22 protein-coding genes are annotated in these 25,285 nt (G+C 39.8%); 16 read left to right on the forward strand and 6 right to left on the reverse strand.

Annotation, left to right across the window (positions count from 1 at the left end):
• Positions 1 to 98: 98 nt before the first annotated feature.
• Positions 99 to 314 (forward strand): 50S ribosomal protein L31, encoded by a 216-nt coding sequence (gene rpmE, locus P3J6_RS05795; protein WP_008115018.1) that lies wholly within the window; start codon positions 99 to 101, stop codon positions 312 to 314.
• Between the two features lie 523 nt (positions 315 to 837).
• Positions 838 to 2,079, forward strand: coding sequence for a malic enzyme-like NAD(P)-binding protein (locus P3J6_RS05800; protein WP_008465773.1), 1,242 nt, complete (start codon positions 838 to 840; stop codon positions 2,077 to 2,079).
• Between the two features lie 72 nt (positions 2,080 to 2,151).
• On the opposite strand, the gene metJ is transcribed toward P3J6_RS05800, so the two are convergent.
• Complete coding sequence (gene metJ, locus P3J6_RS05805) at positions 2,152 to 2,472, reverse strand: met regulon transcriptional regulator MetJ (protein WP_008115021.1); 321 nt, start codon at positions 2,470 to 2,472, stop codon at positions 2,152 to 2,154.
• 198 nt (positions 2,473 to 2,670) lie between these two features.
• Here metJ and metB point away from each other — a divergent pair, with 198 nt between their 5' ends.
• Positions 2,671 to 3,918, forward strand: a complete 1,248-nt coding sequence (gene metB, locus P3J6_RS05810) for a cystathionine gamma-synthase (RefSeq protein ID WP_198522443.1) — start codon at positions 2,671 to 2,673, stop codon at positions 3,916 to 3,918.
• A 49-nt stretch (positions 3,919 to 3,967) separates the two neighbouring features.
• Positions 3,968 to 6,313 carry a bifunctional aspartate kinase/homoserine dehydrogenase II gene (metL, locus tag P3J6_RS05815; RefSeq protein WP_198522444.1) on the forward strand — a complete coding sequence of 782 codons (2,346 nt, stop codon included), beginning with the start codon at positions 3,968 to 3,970 and terminating at the stop codon, positions 6,311 to 6,313.
• Between the two features lie 48 nt (positions 6,314 to 6,361).
• Here the strand turns inward: metL and P3J6_RS05820 are convergent, their stop codons facing one another.
• Entirely contained in the window at positions 6,362 to 8,836 is a 2,475-nt protein-coding gene (locus tag P3J6_RS05820) for a penicillin-binding protein 1A (protein ID WP_198522445.1), read from the reverse strand.
• 131 nt (positions 8,837 to 8,967) lie between these two features.
• On the opposite strand from P3J6_RS05820, the gene P3J6_RS05825 reads away from it, so the two are divergent.
• The 9 genes from P3J6_RS05825 (at position 8,968) to P3J6_RS05865 (ending at position 18,126) form a co-directional block, all read left to right on the forward strand.
• Positions 8,968 to 10,047, forward strand: coding sequence for a pilus assembly protein PilM (locus P3J6_RS05825; RefSeq protein ID WP_138607202.1), 1,080 nt, complete (start codon positions 8,968 to 8,970; stop codon positions 10,045 to 10,047).
• The gene (locus P3J6_RS05830) at positions 10,035 to 10,607 is read left to right on the forward strand and encodes a PilN domain-containing protein (protein WP_178954730.1); all 573 of its coding nucleotides are present in this window, start codon (positions 10,035 to 10,037) and stop codon (positions 10,605 to 10,607) included. Before P3J6_RS05825 ends, P3J6_RS05830 begins: the two co-directional genes overlap by 13 nt.
• Complete coding sequence (locus P3J6_RS05835) at positions 10,597 to 11,199, forward strand: type 4a pilus biogenesis protein PilO (protein WP_138607198.1); 603 nt, start codon at positions 10,597 to 10,599, stop codon at positions 11,197 to 11,199. Before P3J6_RS05830 ends, P3J6_RS05835 begins: the two co-directional genes overlap by 11 nt.
• Complete coding sequence (locus tag P3J6_RS05840; RefSeq protein WP_171039617.1) at positions 11,199 to 11,735, forward strand: pilus assembly protein PilP; 537 nt, start codon at positions 11,199 to 11,201, stop codon at positions 11,733 to 11,735. Before P3J6_RS05835 ends, P3J6_RS05840 begins: the two co-directional genes overlap by 1 nt.
• Entirely contained in the window at positions 11,722 to 13,812 is a 2,091-nt protein-coding gene (locus tag P3J6_RS05845) for a type IV pilus secretin PilQ (protein ID WP_198522446.1), read from the forward strand. The genes P3J6_RS05840 and P3J6_RS05845 overlap by 14 nt, the downstream gene beginning before the upstream one ends.
• 497 nt (positions 13,813 to 14,309) lie before the next feature.
• Positions 14,310 to 14,828: a shikimate kinase AroK gene (gene aroK, locus P3J6_RS05850; protein ID WP_008466255.1), complete on the forward strand. Its 519-nt coding sequence runs from the start codon at positions 14,310 to 14,312 to the stop codon at positions 14,826 to 14,828.
• Between the two features lie 29 nt (positions 14,829 to 14,857).
• Positions 14,858 to 15,928, forward strand: coding sequence for a 3-dehydroquinate synthase (gene aroB, locus P3J6_RS05855; RefSeq protein WP_198522447.1), 1,071 nt, complete (start codon positions 14,858 to 14,860; stop codon positions 15,926 to 15,928).
• Positions 15,929 to 17,239 (forward strand): SPOR domain-containing protein, encoded by a 1,311-nt coding sequence (locus P3J6_RS05860; protein ID WP_198522448.1) that lies wholly within the window; start codon positions 15,929 to 15,931, stop codon positions 17,237 to 17,239.
• Positions 17,240 to 17,292: 53 nt separating this feature from the next.
• Positions 17,293 to 18,126 (forward strand): Dam family site-specific DNA-(adenine-N6)-methyltransferase, encoded by an 834-nt coding sequence (locus P3J6_RS05865; protein WP_198522449.1) that lies wholly within the window; start codon positions 17,293 to 17,295, stop codon positions 18,124 to 18,126.
• Here the strand turns inward: P3J6_RS05865 and P3J6_RS05870 are convergent.
• The gene (locus P3J6_RS05870; protein ID WP_138607186.1) at positions 18,107 to 18,292 is read right to left on the reverse strand and encodes a DUF2970 domain-containing protein; all 186 of its coding nucleotides are present in this window, start codon (positions 18,290 to 18,292) and stop codon (positions 18,107 to 18,109) included. The genes P3J6_RS05865 and P3J6_RS05870 overlap by 20 nt on opposite strands.
• A gap of 3 nt (positions 18,293 to 18,295) precedes the next feature.
• Positions 18,296 to 18,595, reverse strand: a complete 300-nt coding sequence (locus tag P3J6_RS05875; RefSeq protein ID WP_138607184.1) for a hypothetical protein — start codon at positions 18,593 to 18,595, stop codon at positions 18,296 to 18,298.
• Between the two features lie 272 nt (positions 18,596 to 18,867).
• On the opposite strand from P3J6_RS05875, the gene rpe reads away from it, so the two are divergent.
• From rpe to trpS, 3 genes are read left to right on the forward strand one after another with little or no spacing between them, the layout of a single operon-like run.
• Entirely contained in the window at positions 18,868 to 19,551 is a 684-nt protein-coding gene (gene rpe, locus P3J6_RS05880; protein WP_198522450.1) for a ribulose-phosphate 3-epimerase, read from the forward strand.
• Positions 19,551 to 20,216 (forward strand): HAD-IA family hydrolase, encoded by a 666-nt coding sequence (locus P3J6_RS05885; protein WP_075170534.1) that lies wholly within the window; start codon positions 19,551 to 19,553, stop codon positions 20,214 to 20,216. The genes rpe and P3J6_RS05885 overlap by 1 nt, the downstream gene beginning before the upstream one ends.
• A 33-nt stretch (positions 20,217 to 20,249) precedes the next feature.
• Positions 20,250 to 21,254: a tryptophan--tRNA ligase gene (gene trpS, locus P3J6_RS05890; protein WP_198522451.1), complete on the forward strand. Its 1,005-nt coding sequence runs from the start codon at positions 20,250 to 20,252 to the stop codon at positions 21,252 to 21,254.
• A gap of 52 nt (positions 21,255 to 21,306) precedes the next feature.
• Here the strand turns inward: trpS and P3J6_RS05895 are convergent, their stop codons facing one another.
• Both P3J6_RS05895 and uvrA read right to left on the reverse strand, forming a co-directional pair.
• Positions 21,307 to 22,320 (reverse strand): hypothetical protein, encoded by a 1,014-nt coding sequence (locus P3J6_RS05895; RefSeq protein ID WP_198522452.1) that lies wholly within the window; start codon positions 22,318 to 22,320, stop codon positions 21,307 to 21,309.
• 25 nt (positions 22,321 to 22,345) lie between these two features.
• On the reverse strand, positions 22,346 to 25,171 hold the full coding sequence (gene uvrA, locus P3J6_RS05900; RefSeq protein ID WP_198522453.1) for an excinuclease ABC subunit UvrA: 2,826 nt from the start codon (positions 25,169 to 25,171) through the stop codon (positions 22,346 to 22,348).
• Positions 25,172 to 25,285 lie beyond the last annotated feature (114 nt).

Below are 25,285 nucleotides of genomic sequence, written 5' to 3' on the forward strand. Positions count from 1 at the left end.
GTTGTTGGATAAAATTCGCGACCAATAAATTTGTTTTAACGACGTATGGTGCCAGACTTCGGGTTTGGAGAGCGATGCGGCCTTAACTAGAGGTTCCTATGAAAGAAGGTATTCACCCTAAGTACGAAGTAATTTCTGCAACTTGTTCATGCGGAAACAAATTCGAAACTCGTTCTACTTTGTGTAAAGACATTCACTTAGACGTATGTTCTGCGTGTCACCCGTTTTACACTGGTAAGCAAAAGATTTTAGACACTGGCGGCCGTGTTGATCGCTTCAACAAGCGCTTCGGTGCACTTAGCAGCAAAAAATAATTTTTTGTTTCTATGTAAAAAAAGCACCTTAGGGTGCTTTTTTTGTGCCTAAAATTCACTTATCCCTCCATTTTATAACAGTTTTGTATTTATTATTTTTGCATAACTATTTCCTGTTCTTATTCCGAATATGCATAAACATTTGCAGACAAAATTGCCAATATTATCTATATTTTTATTTGTTACACTTTAAATATGGTACTTAAATGTAGTTAACGTGAAGTTATTTGTATTTAAAGTTAAACAAAGTTCGGTATTTCACTATTTTAATTTAAGACTGAAAAGAGTATTTCATAAATATTGAATAAGGGTAAAAACGACCTGTAATTTTCATTTTTATGACGAATTTATATTTTAAAAATGTCAGGATAATCTAGGGAAGTTGCTGATAAATCACTTAAAATTAAGAGTTCTAGCATATAACAGGATAGACCTGATATTGCTTGGAATTTAAAAATAATAAAGGTATCGTAGAATAAAACTACCTCTCACTTTAACTTAAATTGCAGGATATAATCGCGTTATGTCAGATTTTCGTGAACAAGCACTACATTACCATGCCCATCCCGTTCCAGGTAAAATCAGTATTGAGCTGACCAAGCCCGCTGAGACGGTTAAAGACCTCGCGCTCGCATATAGCCCAGGTGTTGCAGAACCTGTTCGTGAAATTGCCGCTGATCCAGCAAATGCCTATAAGTATACTGGTAAAGGAAATATGGTTGCGGTTATTACTAACGGCACCGCAATTTTAGGCTTAGGTAATTTAGGCCCACTGGCCTCAAAACCAGTAATGGAAGGCAAGGCATTATTATTTAAACGTTTTGCAGGTCTAGATTCAATTGATATAGAAGTTAAGCACCGCACAACCGAAGACTTTATCAACACGGTTGCGAATATTGCAGACACGTTTGGTGGTATCAACCTAGAAGATATTAAAGCGCCAGAATGTTTTGAGATAGAAAAAGCACTTATAGAACGTTGCAGCATTCCTGTATTTCATGATGACCAACATGGTACGGCAATTGTAACGGCTGCGGGTATGCTAAATGCGCTAGAAGTACAAGGTAAAGCAATTGAAGATGCGATTATCGTGTGTTTAGGTGCCGGCGCTGCAGCTGTTGCCTGTATGGAGCTTTTAATTAAGTGTGGCGCACTGCGTGAACATATTTATATGTTAGACCGTAAAGGCGTTATTCATACACGTCGTGATGACTTAAATGAATATAAGCAATTATTTGCAAACAATACGGATAAACGTACTTTACAGGACGTAATTGAAGATGCCGATGTGTTTGTTGGTGTATCAGGCCCTAATTTATTAGCCGCCGATGATTTGAAGTTAATGGCTGACCGCCCAGTTGTATTTGCATGTTCAAACCCCGATCCTGAAATTGATCCGCAATTAGCACATGCTGCACGCAACGATCTTATTATGGCGACTGGCCGTTCTGATTATCCGAACCAAGTTAACAACGTACTTTGTTTTCCATTTATTTTCCGTGGCGCACTAGATGTACGCGCAAGTGAAATAAACGATGAAATGAAAATAGCTGCTGTAGAGGCAATTCGCAGTATTGCTAAAGAGCCAGTTCCGGCTGAAGTACTGACTGCTGCAGGTATCGATAAACTAGAGTTTGGTGCTAAATATATTATACCAAAACCTATGGATCCGCGCTTATTGCCTCGTATCGCCAAAGCCGTTGCTCAAGCTGCAGTTGATTCGGGTGTGGCACAAATTGATATGCCAGAGAACTACATGGCGTAATTTTAAGTGTGAATTAACGCAAAAAAAACCTCAGCATTTGCTGAGGTTTTTTTATAACACAGATAAAGAAATTTAATCTTCATTTAAAATAGGCACTTCTAGTCCCATTTCTTGCATTATTTTCTTCACCTCTTCAGGTACTTTTTCTGCATTGTCTTTACGTAGATCATCATCATTAGGCAGCGGTTGCCCTGTAAATGCATGCAAGAACGCTTCGCATAAAAGCTCACTATTTGTTGCATGGCGTAAGTTGTTTATTTGACGACGGGTACGTTCGTCGGTTAATACTTTTAATACATTTAGCGGGATCGAAACGGTGATCTTTTTTACTTGTTCGGATTTTTTCCCGTGTTCTGCGTATGGGTGAATATATTCACCATTCCATTTAGCCATAAGATGTATCGTTGCCTCAGATTATAAATTGCTCACACAGCATCAAAGCGTGTAAATATGCGTGAAATTCTATCGGTTTAAAAAAGATAGTCAAATACTAGTTATTTAGCTGTCTAGACATTTAAATGTTTTGACATCTTAAACTGCATGCGCTACCTTTTAGACGTCTAAACATCCAAAATAGTAAAGGTGGCGAAAATGAGTGAAAAAAATAAGGCAACAATTGCTGTTCGTAGTGGAATAGAAGCCGACAAACAGCATGGTGCGGTTGTTCCTCCGCTTTATTTATCAACAACTTACTCATTTGCTGACTTTGATACCAAGCGCCAATATGATTATGGCCGCAGTGGTAATCCTAACCGTGACATTTTGGCTGAGGCGCTTACTGAACTTGAAGGCGGGGCTAAAGGCATTATTACTGCAACGGGTATGGCGGCAGTTCACTTAACAACTCAATTATTAAATAGTAACGATACGTTAATGATTCCTCACGATTGCTATGGTGGCAGCTATCGTTTATTTACCTCACTAGAAAAACGCGGCTTGTTAAAGCTAGAAGTGGTCGATTTCACTAAAAGCGAAAGCTTATCGCAAATTCTTGCTATTAAACCTAAGCTGATCTGGATTGAAACACCGAGTAATCCAATTTTACGATTAACTGATATTAAAGCAGTTACCGATATTGCTAAGCAGTGCGGTGCTCTGGTTGCTGCCGATAACACATTTTTATCGCCGGCTTTGCAAAATCCGATTAAATTTGGTGCTGATATTGTGGTTCACTCAACTACTAAATATATCAATGGTCATTCAGATGTTGTTGGGGGGGCGGTTATTGCAGCAACCGCTGAGCTTGGTGAAGAACTGGCATGGTGGGCAAATAATATTGGCATTACTGGAGCGCCATTTGATAGCTATTTAACTCTCAGAGGTTTGCGCACGTTAAACGTGCGTTTGAGGCAACACCAAGAAAATGCACTCGCTATTGCACAGTATCTAGAAAACTCCCCGTTTGTTGCTCAGGTTTACTATCCAGGTCTTGAATCACATCCACAACATGCGCTTGCTAAGGCGCAGCAGTTTGGCTTTGGTGCAATGGTTAGTTTTGATATCAAAGGCGATATAAACGATGCTGCAGCGTTTTTAACGCGCTTAAATGAATTTAGTTTGGCGGAATCATTAGGCGGAGTTGAAAGTTTGATTTGTCACCCCGCAACCATGACCCATGCAGGCATGGAGGCGACTGCCCGTGCAGAAGCTGGGGTAGGTGATACGCTTATTCGTATTTCGGTGGGTATTGAAGATGCAAAAGACTTACTTGCTGATTTAGACAGGGTATTTAATTTGGTTCGCCCCGGGCAAGCAGATAATGCTTTAGCTGTAAAAAATGGTGCCAGTGAGTCATTTGGCTCAGCGAAACTAAACGCGGCGCATCCGGCGTTATGGTAGTGCCTGCCAATTTTGAAAATATAAAACATGAAGTCGAGTTGGTATTAACATGGTAAATCAGGTTCATAAATTTGGTGGTTCGAGTTTAAGCTCAGCGGATCGCTTTAAAAGTGTCGCAAATATTATTTTAACTCATGCTCAAGCCGGGGATTGTGTGGTGGTATCTGCTGCCGGTAAAACCACCGATACCTTGGTTAAATTGTGGCAAAGCTTCCAACAGCAAGATACCCAAGCGATTGCTGACATTATTTTATTAATAAGTAATCATCAATCTTCGCTAATTGAACAATTGCTTATAGCCAATGCTAAGCATGAAGCACTCAATATACTTGCCACTGAGCTAAGCATTATTACTCAGCAGGCTAAGCAAAACATATTAACTGAAGCGTGGCTATTAGCTCATGGCGAATTATGGTCTGCAAGGCTATTAAGCGCTTACTTAGGGCAACTTAACTTTAGTGCTTGCGCTCTGGACGCTAGGCAGTTATTCACATTAGACGCAGGGCAGCTACAGCATGCTAATAATCAGCAGCAGTGCTTAAAAGCCATAGATACAAGCAAAATTAATGTCGTTACAGGGTTTATTGCGGCTAATTTACAACATGAAACCGTGACCTTAGGACGTAACGGCAGTGATTACAGTGCTACTTTATTAGCACGATATTGCAATGCTAAAAAAGTGTCTATTTGGACTGACACTCAAGGTGTTTTTAGTACTGATCCGCGTAAGGTAGCTAATGCGATTAAGTATGCGCGGGTGTGCCGCGAACAAGCTAATTTATTGGCTAGATTAGGTAACCCCGTACTACATGCTAAAACATTATCGCCATTAAAAGGGACCGATATAGAGTTAATTGTTCGCAGTAGTTACGATCTTCAAGGCAGCCATACCGAAATAGTTAAATTAGGAATGAGTAAACAAAAGCGCTTTTTAACCACGATTAACAATGTGGATTTACTTACTGTTGATGATTTGAGTGAAGGCGAGGTAACGCATGTTAGTCAGCTTATTCAGCATAGTTTGCATCACTTTGAACATGCGGGCGAAATTTACTTGGTAGTCCCTGCGTCGGCGACATATCAGGTGGTTAATTATTTTGCTGGCCGCGCCAACATTAGTGATTCTAACTTAAATGGGGTTGCAATTATTGCATCAGAGCCAGATATAGCGATACTCGGTGAGCAAAGTGCAGCTGTACTTCAAGCGCAATCAATTCACCCTAGGTTTACTCATTTTGGTGACGGTTATACGTTATTATTAACCGATCAGGTACTTGAGAGTGATGTGCTGAGCTTACTGCATGATAAATTGATCAATAAAGCGCAAGAAATAGCTTTAATTATTGCAGGGCTTGGTAATGTTGGTGCTGAATTTATGCGCCAACTACCTGCACAAATAGCCCGTTTATCATCAGGTTTTAACATTAAGTTAGTAGCATTACTACGCTCAGAGCAGATGCTGGTTAATGCCAATGGGTTAGACTGTGAGAGCTGGCAACAGCAATGGGAAAACCATGCAAGCCCCTATCAGCAAGCTGATTTGCTGTCATACATTGATACGCTTGAGTATGAACATAAGGTAGTGATTGATATTACCGCCAGTGAATATTTTAGCCAGCTTTATAGCAAATTTGTGGAATTAAATTGTCACTTAATTAGTGCTAATAAATACGCAGGCACAGCTCCGCTGAGCTGGTATCAAGCATTACGTGAAGATTTGGCACAGCGAGGCTTACACTGGCGTTATAATGCCAGTGTGGGAGCCGGATTACCGATTAATTTTGCATTAGCCGATTTACAAAACAGTGGTGATAAAATAACGCGTATAGAAGGCGTGTTCTCTGGCACCCTATCTTGGTTATGTAGTAGTTACGATGGCAGCAAGGTATTTTCAGATTTAGTGCTTGAAGCACAAGCTTTGGGGTTTACCGAACCTGATCCGCGAGAAGATTTATCTGGCCGAGATATGCAACGTAAGTTACTTATTTTGGCGCGTGAGTTGGGTATTGAATTAGAACTTGATGACATTTCTTTATCGGCATTGATGCCCGATGAGCTAAGTGCGGGCAGTTGGGATGACTTTGTTGATAACAAGGCTAGTTTAGATGCGTTTATCAAGCAGCACTTCGAAGCGGCTTTGCAACAAAGTGCTGCACTGTGTTATACCGGATTGCTGGAGTTTAAAAACAGCAAGCTAAACGCTAAGGTAGGAATTGCCTATGTACCAAAAAGCGAAGCGGTTGCTAATTTAACACCTGGCGATAATATTTTTGTGATTAATACTCAGTGGTATAATCAAAACGCATTAGTGATACAAGGCCCCGGTGCGGGTAAAGAAGTGACCGCAGCTGGCGTGCACTCTGACTTATATTGGTTGGTACAAAATATTACCTAGACTATCAAAAAGGCCGCTATTCAGCGGCCTTTTATATATTAGCATTATTTAAAAGAGCTCTTCTTCGGTTTTAGTGTTTTCTTCAAATATATCATTTGGCTGTGCTAACACATATTTTGTAGGTGCGGTGCCTTTTTCAAAGTATTCAAAACGGCTGGTATAATCGTTTTTATGACTTAACAGCCCCGTTTCTAAGTCAATACGAATAGAAACTAAGCCTTCAGGTGGTTCGATAGGTGCCGCAGGTTTACCATCCAGTGCGACTCTCATAAAATCCACCCATGCAGGCTGAGCTGTTTTAGCACCTGACTCTGCGCCTGATATTTGGCCACTTCCTAAGTTATTGTTATAGGTTGAGCGCCCCAGAGTATTTCCAGGGTTGTCAAAACCAACCCAAACAGAGGTCATCACATCGCGATTAAAGCCGCTAAACCAAGTATCTACAGAATCATTGGTAGTGCCTGTTTTACCTGACAGATCGCGACGTTTTAGCGCTTGTGCACGCCATCCTGTACCACTCCAACCTGTTTTATGAGACCAGCTACCACCCCCCCAAATTGCGCTGTTCATAGCACTGGCAATTAAAAATGCATTTTGTTTAGATATGATCTGCGGCGCGCAGTTTGGTGCTACTTGCTCACTTAGCATTAGCGAGCTAGGCGTTGTCGCTTCATCATCACAAATTACAGTCGGGTTAGTTTTAAATAAGGTGTTGCCCATGGCATCTTGAATTTCAGAGATAAAGTAAGGTTCGATTAAGTGGCCGCCATTGGCAAAAGTACTCATACCACGAGCTAACTCTAGTGGAGTAATAGATGCGCTACCTAAAGCCAGCGATTCACTGCGATTTATATCTTCATCTGCAAAGCCAAATTTAAGTAAATGATCGGCTGTACGTTGCAAGCCAACACCACGTAATAAACGTACCGAAATCACATTTTTTGATTGTGCTAAAGCACGGCGAATGCGAATAGGGCCATTATAAATGGCAGGGCTATTTTTAGGTCGCCATGCGACACCTTGGCTTTTATCCCATTGATTTATAGGAGCATCATTTAAAATTGACGCTAAGGTGTAGCCTTTTTCAAGTGCAGCAGAGTATATAAATGGCTTAATATTAGAGCCAACTTGGCGTTTGGCTTGCACTGCACGGTTATATTGGCTTTGTTCAAAGCTGTAACCGCCTACAATGGCTTTTATACGCCCGTCTTGTGGGTCTAAAGACACAATGGCGCTTGCAGCTTCAGGGATTTGACTCAAAATATAGCTGTTGTCATCATTTTTACGCAGCCATATTTGCATGCCAGGCGTTAATATATCGCTTGCTGCTTCAGGTGCAAAGCTTTGGCGATAACGGGTGATAAACTTACGTGCCCACTTTAGATTATCCCAAGTCAATGTTGTGCGTTCGCCGCTTTTAAGTATTACTTCCGCGCTTTTGTCTGATACATTTAAAACTGCAGCGGCTTTTAGAGGGCCTAGTTCATTGGCCTCTTTCAAAATGTTTAATAACTTAGAATCAGAAGGTGTGGGCTCTGTTTGTGGATCCCATAAAATGGCTTCAGGGCCTCTAAATCCATGGCGCATATCATAGGCATGTAAATTGTTAACCAAAGCCGTTTGTGCCGCCTGTTGAATATTTGACTCAACAGAAGTATACACTTTAAATCCTGAGTTATAGGCTTTATCTATACCGTAGCGCGACACCATTTCAGCACGTACCATTTCTGAAATATATGGTGCATATAAGTCAATTTCAGCCCCATGGAAATAGGCGGTAATTGGCTGGCTCGTAGCTTCGTTATACTGCGCTCTAGAAATATACTTTTCATCTAGCATTCGTCCTAACACTACATTTCTTCTGGCTTTGGCTCGCTTTGGGTTACGAATAGGGTTAAGTGCTGAAGGCGCCTTGGGTAAACCGGCGATCATTGCCATTTGCGCAAGAGTAAGCTCTTTTAGCTCTTTACCATAATAAACCTGAGCGGCTGCACCAATACCAAAGGCGCGGTTTCCTAGCTCTATTTTATTTAGATAAAGTTCAAAGATTTCATCTTTTGAAAGTAAATTTTCGATATGGATGGCAATAAATATTTCTTTTACTTTACGGATATAGGCTTTTTCTCGCGTTAAAAAGAAGTTACGAGCCAACTGCATGGTGATTGTACTGGCACCCTGCTTTTTTTCACCGGTAGAAATAAGTACTAGTGCTGAGCGAACAATACCAATTGGGTCGATACCGATATGGTCATAAAAACGGTTATCTTCTGTTGCTAAAAAAGCCTGTAATAAAGGTTCAGGAATTTGATCTATAGTTACAGGGATACGTCTTTTTTCACCAAATTGGTTGATTAAAAGCCCATCTTTGGTAAATACTTGCATAGGCGTTTGTAATTGAACGTTTTTTAAAACTTGCACGCTTGGGATATCGGATTTAACGTAGTAATAAAGGCTGAGCAATGTAATTAGTGCAAGTAATGCACAAATGATCAAAAATTGTAAAGTTCTTTTTAATAAAATCACTGATATTTCCCTAAACGGACTCCCAATTACAGGTTGAGACTGCTAGTATATATTGATTAAAAATTGAATAATATTTTTTAAGATATAAATTATAACTTGTTTATTATTAAAACAAAGGCAAAGTTGCAAACATGCTAAGTCAATTGATAAAAAAACCATCACCTATGATGGTGGGTATTGATATAGGATCGCACTCTATCAAGGCCGTGCTTTTAAGTGAAACAGAAACCGGGCTTCGATTAGAAGCTCTTGCAATTGAACCTATGCCTAAAGGCGCTATGAGCGAGCGCAACATTCAAGACATTGAAGCAATTGGCAATGTGATAACCAAGTTAAAACGAAAGCTTCCAAAGTCACTAAAATTTGCAGCTGTTGCTGTTTCAGGGCAAACAGTGATTACCAAAGTCATTTTCATGGATGTTTCCTTAAGCGACGCTGAATTAGAATCACAGATTGAAATTGAAGCCGATAGCTTGATCCCCTATCCATTAGATGAAGTCAGTTTAGATTTTGAAAAACTCTCTACTAACAGTGCCGATCCGAGCAAAATTAATGTTCTACTTTCTGCAGCGAGAACGGAAAGTGTGGAAGCGAGGGTAGGCGCACTTAGTGCTGCCAACTTAACTGCAAAAGTTGTGGATGTTGAAAGTTATGCATTAAGCCGGGCTATGGATGTTTACTACCAACAGCTACCATCAGACGCGTTTGATAAAACCGTTGCAGTAGTTGATATAGGTGCGGTGCTTACCTTGGTCAGTGTAGTGCAATTTGGTGAAACTATTTACACCCGCGACCAAGTATTTGGTGGTGACCAATATACAAATAGTATTGTTGCTTACTACAACAAAGGCTTTGATGAGGCTGAAATTGGTAAAACAACGGGTGATTTACCGCCTAATTATACATTTGAAGTGTTAGCGCCTTTTCAAACCTCATTATTGCAGCAAGTTCGTCGTGCTGTGCAAATGTTTTTAACAACAACAGGCAAAGAGCAGTTGGACTACATCGTACTGACGGGCGGGTCAGCGATGATTAAAGGTGTTGATAGATTATTAATCGAAGAATTAGGAATACACACGGTTGTTGTTGAACCATTTGATAAAATGGAAATATCACCTAGAGTAGATCGTAATATAATACAGCGCCACCGCACTCAGTTTGCGATTGCAACTGGTTTGGCGTTGAGGAGTTTTTCATCATGCCACATATAAATTTACTACCTTGGCGTGAACTTCAGCGTGAGCAGTCTAAAAAGAAATTTATAACATTGCTGATGGCAGTGGTTATTGTTTGTTTCGTAACCATGTATGCGCTGAGTACATTTTATAGCGCTCTAAAAGAAGGGCAAATGCTTAAAAATAACTATCTCAGTTCAGAAATTACAATGCTCGATCAAAAAATTCGCGATATACGCGACTTAGACATGAAAAAAGAAAATCTACAACAACGGATGCGTTTAATTGAAGAGCTACAAAGTAGCCGTAATTTAGGCACGCAAATAATGGATGAAGTGGCAAAAATAGTGCCTGCTGGAGTTTATTTAACTAAGCTTGAGCGTAAAGGTAGCCAAATTCATGTGTTAGGTAAAAGTGAGTCTAATAATCGTTTGTCTACTATGCTTCGACAGGTGCAAAGTTCTTATCTTTTAGAGCGCCCGACTATGCAAGGCATTGTTGCAGGCGATCAATCCTCTCGTTTACTCAGCGATTTTAATATGGAGTTCTACGTAAAACCATTTGGTAAAATAGGCGAGGTACCTAATGAACCTTGATTTTAAGTCGCTTACAGAAATAGATTGGAATGAAATAGAGCTCGATAACATAGGTGAGTGGCCTGTTATTGTAAAAACAATATGCGGCGCATTTGTTGCCTGTCTCGTATTGTTTTTTAGCTATAGCTTATTAGTGTCGGATGAAATTGAAAGCTACCATAACGCAGTGGCCAAAGAGATAGAATTACGCACAACCTACCGAACTAAATATGCAGTTGCCAGCAAGCTCGATATTTATCGTGAACAAATGGTTGAGATGGAAGATGAGTTTTCTCAGCTATTAAAACGCCTACCTACCTCAAATGAGACGCCAGGATTATTAGATGACCTTTCCTATGTGGGTACAACCAGCGGCCTAACATTTTTAAAAATTGGTTGGCTACCAGAAGTTGAAAAAGAGTTCTATACCGAGCTACCCATTAAAATTGAAGTAGTAGGCACTTATCATGAGTTCGGTGAATTTGTAGGAAAAGTGGCTCAATTGCCGAGAATAGTAAGTTTGCACGACTTTTCTATTTTATCATCTGGCGAAAAGCAGCTAACATTCAGTGTAGTAGCAAAAACTTATCGTTATGAAGAGGGAGTAAGATGATGAAGCAACTTCCCTTTTTAACTGTTGTAATATTGTTGCTCAGTGGTTGTAATGAAGATACATCTGAGCAAAAAGAGTTTATTGACCAGGTTAAAGCAAACACTACTGCACGTGTTGAAAAAATACCTGAGTTAGTTAAGTTTGAGCACTTTGAATATAACGCCAAAGATATACGTAGCCCTTTTGTAGCACCAGAACCAGAAATTATACAAAATAAGCTAACACAAGTTAAAAACTGTCTTCACCCAGATCCAGAGCGTGTCCGTCAGCCTCTGGAGAAGTACCCATTAGATAATTTAGCAATGAAGGGAACGATAGGGTCGAACAGTAATACATGGGCGCTCATTACAGCTGCTGATAACACCTTACACCGAGTATCTATAGGAAGCTATTTAGGCACCTATGATGGAAAAGTAAGCAGTGTTAATAGTGACTATATTGAATTAGTAGAATTAATCCCTGATGGGTCAGGTTGTTGGAAAGAACGTTTGACCAAATTAGAAATGTTAGAGGCGGCAACTAATGGCGCAAATTAATAAGAAAAATGGTACTCCCTATATGCATAAAGATGAGTGTTCGCATCACCGTATTTTAACGACGTTGCTATTTGTATTTTTATTACTAATGATGAAAACGGTCAGTGCAGCTCCTTTACTCTACGACGTTCGATATAACCCATTACTTAAAGGTGAAACCGAATTACAGCTGGTATTTGATGAAGAATTACAGCAACAACCTGATGTACAAGTTTTTAATAATCCGGCACGGATAGAGTTATTATTTAATGCAGTTGAACTAGATGAAGGGTTGGCAAATATTGTTATTAACCAAGCAGGGATAAGTAACATTAGTAGCATGATGACCAGTGCAGGTTTAAAAGTAACCATTAACTTGGAGCGATTAAAAATTTATGAGGCTGAAGTTAATAACAACCTATTTTCAATAAGAATATCTGATAACCCTCTAGCAAAACAAATCGTAACAACCAGTGAAGATGCACCTGCTCGTGCCTCTAATTATATCAATGGCATTCAAGCAATTGATTTTCGCCGCGGTGAAAAAGGTGAAGCAAAAGTACTTGTTTATCTGCAAGATACACAGGCTGCTATCGAGGTTCATGAAAGTGGCGGGAAAATCATTGCAGAGTTTCACCATACCGATATTTTAGATGACTTATTGTATGAATTAGACGTACTCGATTTTGGTACTGTGGTGAGCAGTATAGAAACGTTTAAGGAAGATAATCTGACACGCATTGTAATTGAACCTAATAAAGCTTTTGTTTACACGTATCAGCAAATAGAAAATATTTTTACCTTAACGGTTGAGAAAGACGAGACTCAAAATGGATTCTTAGATGGAGGTAAAGAGTACTTAGGCCGTCCTATGACGCTTAACTTTCAGGATATCTCTGTGCGTGCTGTATTACAGATTATTGCGGGCTACAATGACTTTAACTTGGTAACTAGTGACTCGGTGACTGGCAACATTACCCTTCGCTTAGATGGTGTTCCTTGGGATCAGGCGTTAGACGTAGTGCTAAGAATAAAAGGTTTAGACAAACGTATGGATGGCTCTATTTTAATGGTAGCGCCATCTGAAGAGCTTGCTGCCCGTGAAGCAAAAGAGTTAAAAGCAAAGCAACAAGTGGAGGATTTAGAGCCACTATATAGCGAATACATCCGTTTAAATTACGCCAAAGCAGAAGATTTTGCCGACTTACTAAAAACAGATACCAATAGTATTATTACAGCGAGAGGCAGCGTGTCTGTTGATCAGCGAACCAATACGCTACTAATGAAAGACACCGCGAAAAGTATTGAAAGTGTTCGCCGCATGGTCGAAACCTTAGACATCCCCGTCAAACAAGTGGTTATAGAGGCGCGCATGGTAACCGTTCGTGATAATGTAACCGAAGACTTAGGCGTTCGTTGGGGGTTCAGTGATCAGCAAGGTTCTGATGGTGTTTCTGGTACATTAGAAGGTGCTGAAACAATTTCTAATGGAAATATTCCGAGTCTTACAGATCGACTCAATGTTAATTTACCTGTAGCGAATCCATCGGCAAGTATTGGTATGCATATAGCCAAACTAGCTAATGGAACATTAATTGATTTAGAATTAACCGCGCTCGAAGAAGAGAATAAGGGTGAAATTATAGCGAGTCCGCGTATCACTGCTGCTAACCAGCAAAAAGCACGCATTGAGCAAGGTACTGAGATCCCCTATGTTGAATCTGCTTCGAGTGGCGCAACAACCGTAAGCTTTAAAAAAGCAGTGTTGAGTTTAGAGGTGACACCTCATATCACACCAGACAACAAAGTTATTTTAAACTTAATAATTACTCAAGACACCCGTGGTGATACCGTTCAAACAGGAACTGGCCCAGCTGTTGCCATTGATACGCAACAAATTGAGACTCAAGTTCTCGTTGAGAATGGACAAACGGTAGTGTTGGGTGGTATTTTTCAACAGCAAATTATTAATTCGACCAAAAAAGTACCTTTATTGGGCGACCTTCCTTACGTAGGAAGACTATTTAAAAGCACAAGCGAGTTTAATGAAAAGCGCGAACTGCTGATTTTTGTCACACCTAAAATTCAAATAGACTAATTACCTAACCTGAATTCTGCAGAGATAGATTAACTCTTCAGGGCTCAGGTTATTCAAACTATCTAGACTGAACAACAAGCTAGATGGTTTTGGCATGTTATTTAGTTATCTTGGTGTGAACACTCTCTGTAAATGTACAATTAGGCAGTATATAATTTTTATTGTGTACTGTACTGCGGATGCATTTTAAGACTGCGTTAATGTTGCTTGTAACTGAGTTTTTTGTGAAATTACTATGCAAAAGCGTTTACCAAGTAACACGTAGTAGCCTTTAATTGCATAAATTTTAACCCTAGAAGATAAATTTGCCTATAATAAGGTGCTTTTTTGTTAACCAATGGGTAATTATTTAGTTTAATTGCTCGTTATATGGCTTTTTATCCTAATTGACTTGAAATACCCGACCGATTACTGAGATAATCCCTTTCTTAATTTTGGGGCCAGGTCGTTAGGCGGGGTTTTATTTCAAATTTTAGAGTTCGTTTGTACTAAAAGATATGGCTGAGAAACGTAATATATTTCTAGTTGGCCCCATGGGGGCTGGCAAAAGCACGATTGGTCGTCACATCGCTGACCAATTACACCTTGAATTTGTTGATTCTGATCAAGAAATCGAACGTCGTACGGGCGCAGATATTGCCTGGGTATTCGATCTTGAAGGTGAAGAAGGCTTTAGACTTCGTGAAGAATCTGTTATTGGCGATTTAACCGAGATGCAAGGTATTGTTCTTGCTACTGGTGGTGGCTCAGTAATGAGTAAAGAAGTTCGAAACAAGCTTTCGGCTCGCGGTATTGTTGTATACCTAGAGACACCGATTGAAAAGCAAGTTGCACGTACGCAACGCGACAAGCGTCGCCCATTACTGCAAACAGAAGAAGCACCTCGTGATGTACTTGAGCGCTTAGCAGAAGAGCGTGAACCATTATATAAAGAAGTAGCTGATTTTGTTGTACGCACTGATGAGCAGAGCGCGAAAGTTGTTGCTAACCAAATAATCGAGAAATTGGATTTTTAAAAGCCAGTATTAAAAAGGACTAACCCAGCATGCTTGAATTAACTGTTAATTTAGACGAGCGAAGTTATCCTATTTATATTGGTCAATCTGCACTTCAAGATACAGGCCGTCTAATCCATCATATTGGTGATTGTCGGCCTATCATCATTACTAATGACACTATTGCACCGCTCTATCTTCAGCAGTTGCTTGACTCATTAGCACAGCTAAACCCACTTCATTTTATTATTCCAGATGGCGAGCAATATAAATCACTTACCTGGTTTGAAAAAATATCAGCATTCTTACTTGAAAATAATTGCGGTCGTGACACCTGCTTAATTGCATTAGGTGGTGGCGTAGTTGGTGACTTAACTGGTTTTGTTGCTGCCTGTTATCAGCGCGGTGTGCCTTTTATTCAAATACCTACCACGTTATTATCTCAAGTAGATTCCTCCGTTGGTGGCAAAACAGCAGTAAACCATCCGCTTGGTAAAAATATGATAGGGGCTTTTTATCAACCCCAGGCTGTGTTTATAGATACGCGTTCTCTACATACTTTACCTACCCGAGAGTTTGCTGCAGGCATGGCTGAAGTTATTAAATATGGCCTAATTTACGACACTGAGTTGTTTGCTTTTTTAGAGCGAAATATCGCTCAATTACAACAGTTAGATGAAGCCTGTTTACAGCATATTATTTTTAGATGCTGTGAAATTAAAGCGCTTATCGTTGCACAAGATGAGAAAGAGCAAGGCTTGCGTGCGCTGTTAAATTTAGGGCACACGTTTGCCCATGCTATAGAAGCGCAAATGGGGTACGGCGTGTGGTTACATGGTGAAGCTGTGGCTACAGGTATGGTGCTTGCTGCCAAGCTTGCTCATACTCGTAACGATTTAACACAGCAAGACCTAGAGCGTATTACTACATTAATAGCAGCGTATAATTTACCAATCGATATCCCTAACGATATGACCAGTGAGCAATTTTTACTGCATATGCGCAAAGATAAAAAGAATAAAAAAGGGACTATCCGATTTATTTTACCCACCGAATTTGGTCAATGTGCATTAGTTGATGATGTATCAGATGATCAAGTTAGAGCATTGATTGAGCAATAAATGCAGTCACAAATTTTACCAAGCCGTGCAGCTTTGGTGGATAGAATCGCATTACAATTTGAATATGGTCAAAACTTAATTGTTTTATTAGGCACCTCTGGTCTAGGTAAAAGCTATTTGCTTGAAACCTTCATTACTGATAAATATAACGATTTTAATAAAGCATTTGTGCAAGTCGGTGCCCAGATGACTGATGTGCAGTTAATGACTCAGTTATTAGAGCAAAGTTTTAACGCCCCTTTAATTGATCACAATCTAAGCTTATCGCAAAACTATTATCAATTAGCGAAACAACAACAATGTGGGGCGTGCTTGTGGGTTGTTGATGGCGGCAGGCACCTATCCGAAGAGCTAATCGCAGAGCTTGAGCTACTATCAAAAAATGCACCTAATGTGCTTTATATTATGATTGCATCACAGTCTAAATTACCCTTTAAAGATGCAGTAAATATTCATTTAGAACCATTAAATATAGCTGAAAGTAAGCAGCTTATGGGGTGGTACTTTACGAGCCTACCCTATGACGAAGATCCTGTCTTTCAAACTTTTTTAGTTGAAGCTCAAGGTAACCCAAGCCTGTTATTAGCCTGGCAGCCAAGCGAGCAGGTTGCAGATATTGTCGTTAAAGATAAGGTATCTTGGCGATTACAGCTGCTCACATTGTTATTAATAATTATGCTGTTGATTATTGGTCTTGTGTACAAAGCCGATATGACCCAGTGGTGGGAAAATGCTAATCGCCAAATTGATGAGCAAGTGCTATCAACCGCCATTACAACTGAGCAAGCTATTGAAAATAAACCACAGAAGCCAGTGCCTTTAAGTAGTGAGCCGCCAGCAGCTGTCTTTCAAAAGCCTACCCAAAAAACCAATAACAATGTTCCAGCGATTGTTGGGAGCTTAACGGAATCAACGAATGTTGTTGAACAGGAAAAGCCGGCATCAAAACCCGTTGAAGAAAAACCGGTTACTAAACCTGCACAAACAAAGCTGCAAAACCCAATAGTAAAAATACCCAGTAATTGGTACTTACAACAACCTGAGGATAATTTTGTTATTCAACTCTTAGCTGTAACTCAGCAGCAGGTAGGAAATGAGTTTATTGTTGAACATGAGCTAGAAAATATCACTAATACCTACCAAACTAAACGAAATGGTAAAATGTGGTGGGTAGTAACTACAGGCAGCTTTGTTAGCTTAAATGAGGCAAAACAAGCACTGCAAGTACTTCCTGCTGAGGTTAGAAAAAATAAACCTTTCTATAAAAAAATTAGTAAAATAAAACAAGAAATTGCACGAGTTGATCAGTAAACTCAGTAACTTTAGTGTAAAATCGCGCAACACCGAATTGAAGTAAAGAGCCAATGCAGCAAAAGAGTAGAGCCTTCCTTAAATGGGCTGGCGGAAAATACAGCCTCGTTGAAGATATTAACGCGCGACTAAATCAAGCAAGTAAGCATGCTGATACCTTGGTTGAACCTTTTGTTGGTGCGGGCTCAGTGTTTTTAAATAGCAATTTTAAACACTATGTACTCAACGATATTAATGCTGATTTAATCAATTTATATAAAGAGCTCAAACGTTCGCCTGATGAGTTCATTAGTGATGCTAAAAAGCTTTTTGTTGATTTAAACAACCACTCAGATGCGTATTATGATTATCGTGTGCAGTTTAATCAAAGCAGTGATGTGTATGAGCGAGCCATCTTATTTTTATATATGAACCGCCATGGTTATAACGGATTATGCCGCTATAATTTAAAGGGCATTTTTAATGTACCTTTTGGTAAATATAAAAAGCCTTATTTTCCTGAAAAAGAAATGTACTTTTTTGCTAGCAAAGCGCAACAAGCTACATTTACTTGCCTAGGATATGATGATGTATTCAAGCTGGTGCCTAAAAATGCAGTGATTTACTGCGATCCGCCTTATGTGCCATTAAGTAAAACTGCATCTTTTACCTCGTATGCAAAAGGCGGATTTAATTTGGATGATCAGGCTAATTTAGCGAACTTAGCTGAGCAAGCAGCTTTTGAGAATAATACGCCAGTCCTTATTTCAAATCACGATACGGTATGGACACGCAAAATTTACAGCCAAGCTTCTTTGGATAAAATTCAGGTTAAACGCACGATTAGCCCAAAAGGCGGTTCACGAAATAAAGTAGATGAGCTAATGGCTATGTACTTAGCACCGTAGTCACGGTTGCGTAAATAGCCAGTACAAATAAAACAAAAAGTATCACGGCAATAGCTATTAATGTAATAGGGGAGTGGTGTTTAAAGTCTGTTTGACGCTTATCTTCAGATTGCACACCAAAAAATGCCGCTAGCACACTTTGTAACGCGCTTAAGAAATGCTGCATTAATTAAAATAATGGTTTGATTGAAGATGGCTTGTGGTTGTCGTCAGTACCTGTTAATAACTCTAGGAAATCTAGGTAATGAAACTGGGCACTGCGGCTATTGCCGGTTAGCCAAGAAGCCCAAGAAGAGTCTTCTTGAATTTGAATGCAGCGATTTGCGCTATGATTAATAGCGTTAGTTTGATCTTTATGAAGACAAGTGTTGGCTGAACTTAATTCTTGCTCAGTATTTGAAGAAAGCGACGCAGCTCCAATAATGACACTTACCGACGTGATTAATAATCCAATTTTAAAAACACGCATAATATAAACCTAATAATTTAGTTCTTCGCGAAGCATAACAAACTTGCTTAAATAATACACTTTATTTTTAGCTATATTCAAAGCTAGTCATGCCGCAAAATTTGTTTATAAGCGTGATTTATCCTTTTAGCTCACGCGCTTTGTCGTTGTTATAGTTAATAACAGTTAGTCGCTAGCGTTGCTAATTTAGCGTTATTTTTAAAGGTGTTACTTGGGTAACATCGTTAATTAAGTTACATTAACGCCATAAATTATTCATTAATGGATTAGCAATGCTCAATTGTGAACAAAAATACTTAATAGCGCCCTCAATTTTATCCGCAGACTTTGCACGCCTTGGCGAAGATGTTGACAGAGTCTTAGCTGCAGGGGCTGATGTTGTCCATTTTGATGTAATGGATAACCATTACGTACCTAACTTAACAATAGGCCCAATGGTGTGTAAAGCACTTCGCGATTACGGGATTAAAGCTCCTATTGATGTTCATTTAATGGTGAAACCGGTAGATAGTTTAATTCCACAATTTGCCGAGGCGGGGGCGTCAATTATTACCTTTCATCCAGAAGCCAGTGAGCATATTGACCGCACTTTACAATTGATAAAAGATCAAGGTTGCCAAGCAGGTCTAGTTTTTAATCCTGCAACGAGTTTAAGCTACCTTGATCATGTAATGGATAAAATAGATGTTATTTTATTAATGTCGGTGAACCCTGGATTTGGTGGGCAAAGTTTTATTCCACAAACACTTGAGAAACTGCGAGAGGCAAAGCAACGCATTATTGATTCTGGGCGTGATATTCGCCTAGAAGTTGATGGCGGTATTAAAGTAGATAATATTGCAGCGGCGGCTGAAGCGGGTGCTGACATGTTTGTTGCAGGCTCTGCTATTTTTAATCAGCCTGACTATAAAAGCGTAATTGATGAAATGCGCCAACAATTAGAAAGTATTAAGTAATGAAATATGATGCGGCACTATTTGACTTAGACGGCACGCTAGTTGACAGCGTGTATGACTTATATATGGCCTTAAATCTTACGCTAAGTGATTTAGCGTTTCCCATAGTTAGTCAGCGATTAGTTGAAAGCTGGGTAGGTAATGGCATAGAGGTGTTAGTAAAGCGAGCTCTATGCGGTGATATGCAAATTAGTGAGCACCTCGATGAGGCTTTAAGCGAACGAGCTATCAACCTGTTTTATCAACATTACAGTGAGCAGGTTGGTGAATACAGCGTATTATATCAGCATGTTGAAACGGGCCTTGCTGCTCTCAGTGGTATGCCCAAAGCACTTATTACCAATAAAGCACGCCGCTTTACTGAACTACTTTTAGATAAACTGGCTATTCGCAGTCATTTTGAAGTAATTGTTTGCGGTGACGATATGGCAAAAAAACCGTCACCTGAGCCACTCTTATTTGCTTGTAATGCATTGAATATTTCGCCAGATAAAGCCATTATGATCGGTGATTCAAAGAGTGACATACTGGCAGCACAAGCTGCTAGTATTGATGTGATAGCCCTTACTTATGGGTATCATCAAGGAGAGCAGCTAGGGGATTATAATCCACAGTACCTATGCGATAACTTCTTAGCTATAATACCGACACTAACGCAGCGTTAAGCATTTCAAATTAAGTAAAAATAAAGGAAAATCATGAGTAAACCAGTAGTATTAAGTGGCATGCAGCCAACCGGTGGTATGACAATAGGCAACTATGTTGGCGCTATTAACCAGTGGGTTAAGCTACAGGAAGAATATGATAGCTACTTTATGCTTGCCGACTTACATGCAATTACTGTACGCCAAGACCCTGAGTTACTACGTGCTCGCGTTTTAGATGGTGTTGCTTTATATACGGCGTGTGGCATTAACCCAGAAAAAGCGGCATTATTTGTTCAATCTCAAGTGCCAGAACATGCACAACTTGGTTGGGTATTAAACTGTTATGCGCAAATGGGTGAGCTTAATCGCATGACCCAGTTTAAAGATAAGTCGGCAACGCATGCAAATAATATTAATGTGGGTTTATTTGCTTATCCAGCTTTGCAAGCAGCTGACATTTTATTATACCAAGCTGATAAAGTACCAGTTGGCGAAGATCAAAAGCAGCACCTAGAGTTAACTCGTGATATTGCGAATCGTTTTAATAATGTATATGGCGACATTTTTACGCTGCCAGAACCTTATATTCCTGAGTTTGGTGCGCGAGTTATGAGCTTGCAAGATCCGCTGAAGAAAATGTCTAAATCTGATGAAAACCCAAATGGTTACATCATGCTATTAGATGAGCCTAAAAAGATTGAGAAAAAGCTTAAAAAAGCGGTTACCGACTCAGACGAACAAGCACGCATTTATTTTGATCGTAGTGAAAAGCCAGGTGTTTCTAACTTACTTACCTTATTAAGTGTTGCGACTAAGCGTTCAATTGAAGAGCTAGTCCCTGAATACGAAGATAAAATGTATGGTCACTTGAAAAAAGACACCGCAGCAGCTGTTGTCAGCATGATAGAGCCAATTCAGGCTCGTTTTAAAGAAATACGTGAAGACCAAACGTTATTAAATGACATTATGAAAATGGGTGCAGAGAAAGCCAGTGCCCGTGCTGAGAAAACATTAAAAGCAGTTTATGATGCGGTTGGGTTTATTCCACGCCCATAAGCCTGTTTTTTTTGCAGATACAAAAATGCCGCTAATTTAGCGGCATTATATTTTAATGTTTTATAGCTGAAATACCGGCAGATTCACAGGCTCTAACTATAAATTGATAGCCATAAGGCATACTTTGATCAGGCGTTATTTCAACAATTTCATAATCATTGAGTTCTATCACTTTACTACTTACTGCTTTCTTACATCTAGAGTGGGTATTAGCTTCAAAGTTGAAGGCAAACTCTGCGATTAGCCATTTGCTCAATTCAAAATAACTCTTAGCTTTAATTGATGATACTGGTGTAGAGTCACTCTCTTTTTTGTCTAATTGAGGGTTGAATTTGGCATTGGGCCCTGAATTTGTTTTAGGTGCCAGCTTTTGATTCTTAGTCGATGCTGTTTCAATAGAGCTGTTAGAGCCAAGGTTTTGTAACTTCTCTATAAGTGCGTCAGTACTGATACCTTCAGCTAAAGCAGCTAAATTAATAAATACAAAAATTGTTAAAAAAAATCTTACTACAGCGGTTAACAGCGGGGAATAGCTTTGACTGATGAACTTAACTTGCTTTGAGCCAAATGGCTTTATTAATAGCAATGCAATGATATACAAGGGTAAAAGTAACTGTAATAGAAGTAAAGTTATTACTGTAATCAATAGCGCCGAAGGAGGTAAGTAAAGCAAAGTAGCGAAGTTGTGAGTGTAGTTAAAATCTTCAGCAGAAACTAATGCCACTTCATTTACGATACTACTCGCGCTAGCCAACACGAAGTTAGCAATCGTCGCATAAAAAAGAAGAATTAAAGCTTTACCAGCCAAAGAGTGCCAAAGTTTAATAAACTTTGGCCAAAATTCAATGACCAAGGCGCTCATTGTTAAAAGCGCACACAAAGATCCAGATTGAAAAAAAATTAAAGCTATAATTGCAGTTAAATAAAGCTTTTGTGCGGTACTAAGCTTAAACCATATCGGCTTTATGTGGTTATTTATAGACACCTTATGCGTCTTTATATATTTTAAGAGCTTATGCAGCCTCTTATTAACACGCCATTTTGCAATTTTTAAATACCTTAACACTGGCTTTCCTCAAAGTGTATTACCGCTATTTACTTAATAGCGGTTTTAAGTAGTGCCCAGTATGTGAGCGCTGACATTCCGCCACTTCTTCTGGTGTACCTGCAATCAGTATTTCACCGCCGCCAGCACCACCTTCAGGGCCTAAATCAACGATCCAATCGGCAGTTTTTATTACATCTAAATTATGCTCAATTACTACAATGGTATTGCCATGATCGCGTAGACGATGAAGCACCACTAATAACTGTTCAATATCAGCAAAATGAAGTCCCGTTGTTGGCTCATCAAGAATGTATAATGTTTTTCCAGTATCACGCTTAGAGAGCTCACGTGCTAACTTAATTCGCTGTGCTTCACCACCAGAAAGTGTTGTAGCGGCTTGGCCTAAACGAATATAAGAAAGTCCAACATCCATTAGGGTTTTAAGTTTACGTGCTATAGCCGGTATTTTATCAAAGTAGTCATGGGCATCTTCAACGGTCATGTCGAGCACTTGGTTGATGTTTTTGCCTTTATATTGTACTTCTAAGGTTTCGCGATTATAACGTTTACCCTTACACACATCACATGGTACATATACGTCTGGTAAGAAGTGCATTTCTACTTTAATAACACCATCACCTTGGCACGCTTCACAACGGCCACCTTTAACATTAAAGCTAAAGCGACCCACTTTGTAACCACGTGAACGGGCTTCTTGAGTACCCGCAAACAGCTCACGAATGCCGGTGAAAATACCAGTATAAGTGGCAGGGTTTGAACGCGGTGTGCGGCCAATAGGACTTTGGTCAATATCAATTACTTTATCAAAGTGCTCAAGTCCAGCAATTGACCCATAAGGAGCTGCTTCAGCAGTAGTTGCGCCGTTGAGTTCTGTGTGGGCAAGTTTAAATAAGGTGTCGTTAATGAGTGTAGATTTACCCGAGCCAGATACGCCGGTAATACAGGTCATTAAGCCAAAAGGTATTTTTAAATCAACATTTTTTAAGTTATTACCAGTAGCACCAAACAGCTCTAACCATTTATCGTTAGTAGCATGGCGCTCTTTAGGTATTTCTATTTTACGTACGCCCGATAAAAACTGGCCGGTAACCGAGTCTTTGCTTGCTAAAATATCATCGCGTGTACCTTGAGCAATAACATGGCCGCCATGTACGCCAGCACCTGGACCAATATCAATAATATGATCAGCGGCACGAATGGCGTCTTCATCGTGTTCTACAACAATAACGGTATTACCCAAATCGCGTAAATGAACTAAGGTTTTCAATAAACGGTCGTTATCACGTTGGTGCAAACCAATTGAAGGTTCATCCAGTACATACATAACACCCACTAACCCAGCACCAATTTGACTCGCTAAGCGAATACGCTGTGCCTCACCGCCTGAAAGTGTGTCGGCGCTACGCTCAAGTGATAAGTAATTTAGGCCTACATTAATTAAGAACGATAGACGATCACGAATTTCTTTTAAAATTTTCTCGGCAATTTGGCCTTTTTGCCCAGTTAGGTGCAAGCCTTCAAAAAAGCCCATCGCCTCACCAATACTCATATGCGTAATGGTTGGTAAGTTAGTTTGACCAATAAATACATTGCGTGCTTCTTGGCGCAAACGTGAGCCTTGACAACTAGGGCAGGCTTGGCTGGTTTGATACTTGGCTAGTTCTTCACGAACTGAGTTTGATTCAGTTTCACGGTAGCGGCGGTTCATATTGTTTAACACGCCTTCAAATACATGATTACGTGTAATTAAATCACCGCGGTCATTACGGTAATTAAATGCAATTTTAGTGTCACCAGAGCCATCTAAAATAATTTTCTTATGTTCTTTTGCAAGCTCTTGATAAGGAACATCTAAATCAAAATCGTAATGCTGTGCAACTGCTTGCAACATTTGATAATAGTAAAAGCTGCGTTTATCCCAGCCTTTAATTGCACCGCCAGCTAAACTTATTTCAGGATTATGGACCACGCGATTAGGGTCAAAGTATTGTCTTACGCCTAAACCATCACAGCTTTGACAAGCCCCTGCAGGATTGTTGAACGAAAATAAACGCGGTTCAAGTTCGGTCATCGCATAGCCACAGGTTGGACAGGCAAAATTTGCTGAAAACAGCATTTCTTCAGCATTGCTATCGTCCATAAAAGCAATGTTGGCAACGCCGCCTGACATTTCTAGTGCCGTTTCGAATGATTCCGCAAGACGCTGTTGCTGGCCGTCTTTTACTTTAAAGCGATCAACCACGACTTCAATAGTATGCTTTTTATGTAAATCTAGCGGTGGTGGATCGGATAAGTCGCATACTTCACCATCTATACGAGCACGAATGTAGCCTTGACTGGCAAGTTGCTCTAATAGTTTTACATGCTCACCTTTACGATCTTTAACAACAGGGGCAAGTAGCATTAACTTAGTGCCTTCAGGCAGCGCTAATGCGGTATCGACCATTTGGCTAATTGTTTGCGCTGCGAGTGGTAAATCATGAGTTGGACAGCGAGGTTCGCCAACCCGTGCAAACATTAAACGCAGGTAATCGTAGATTTCAGTAATGGTTCCCACGGTTGAGCGGGGATTATGCGAGGTTGATTTTTGTTCAATGGAAATAGCAGGGGAAAGGCCTTCAATATGATCTACGTCAGGTTTTTCCATTAATGACAAAAACTGCCTTGCATAAGCAGAGAGTGATTCAACATACCGGCGTTGCCCTTCTGCATAAAGCGTATCAAATGCAAGTGATGACTTTCCTGAACCAGATAAGCCAGTGATAACAATTAGTTTATCACGTGGGATGGTTAGGCTGATGTCTTTTAAATTGTGCGTGCGGGCGCCTCGGACTTCAATGTTTTCCATGCTATCTCGTTTATTGCCAAAATTATTTGTTCAGTATCGCATAATACGCTGCAATATTAATCCTTGATCATTGAAAAAATCCTTAGTTATAGACGATTAATTATTGCCAAGCTT

This window comes from Pseudoalteromonas sp. 3J6 (genome assembly GCF_903995135.1).
In the GTDB taxonomy this organism is placed as follows: Bacteria; Pseudomonadota; Gammaproteobacteria; order Enterobacterales; family Alteromonadaceae; genus Pseudoalteromonas.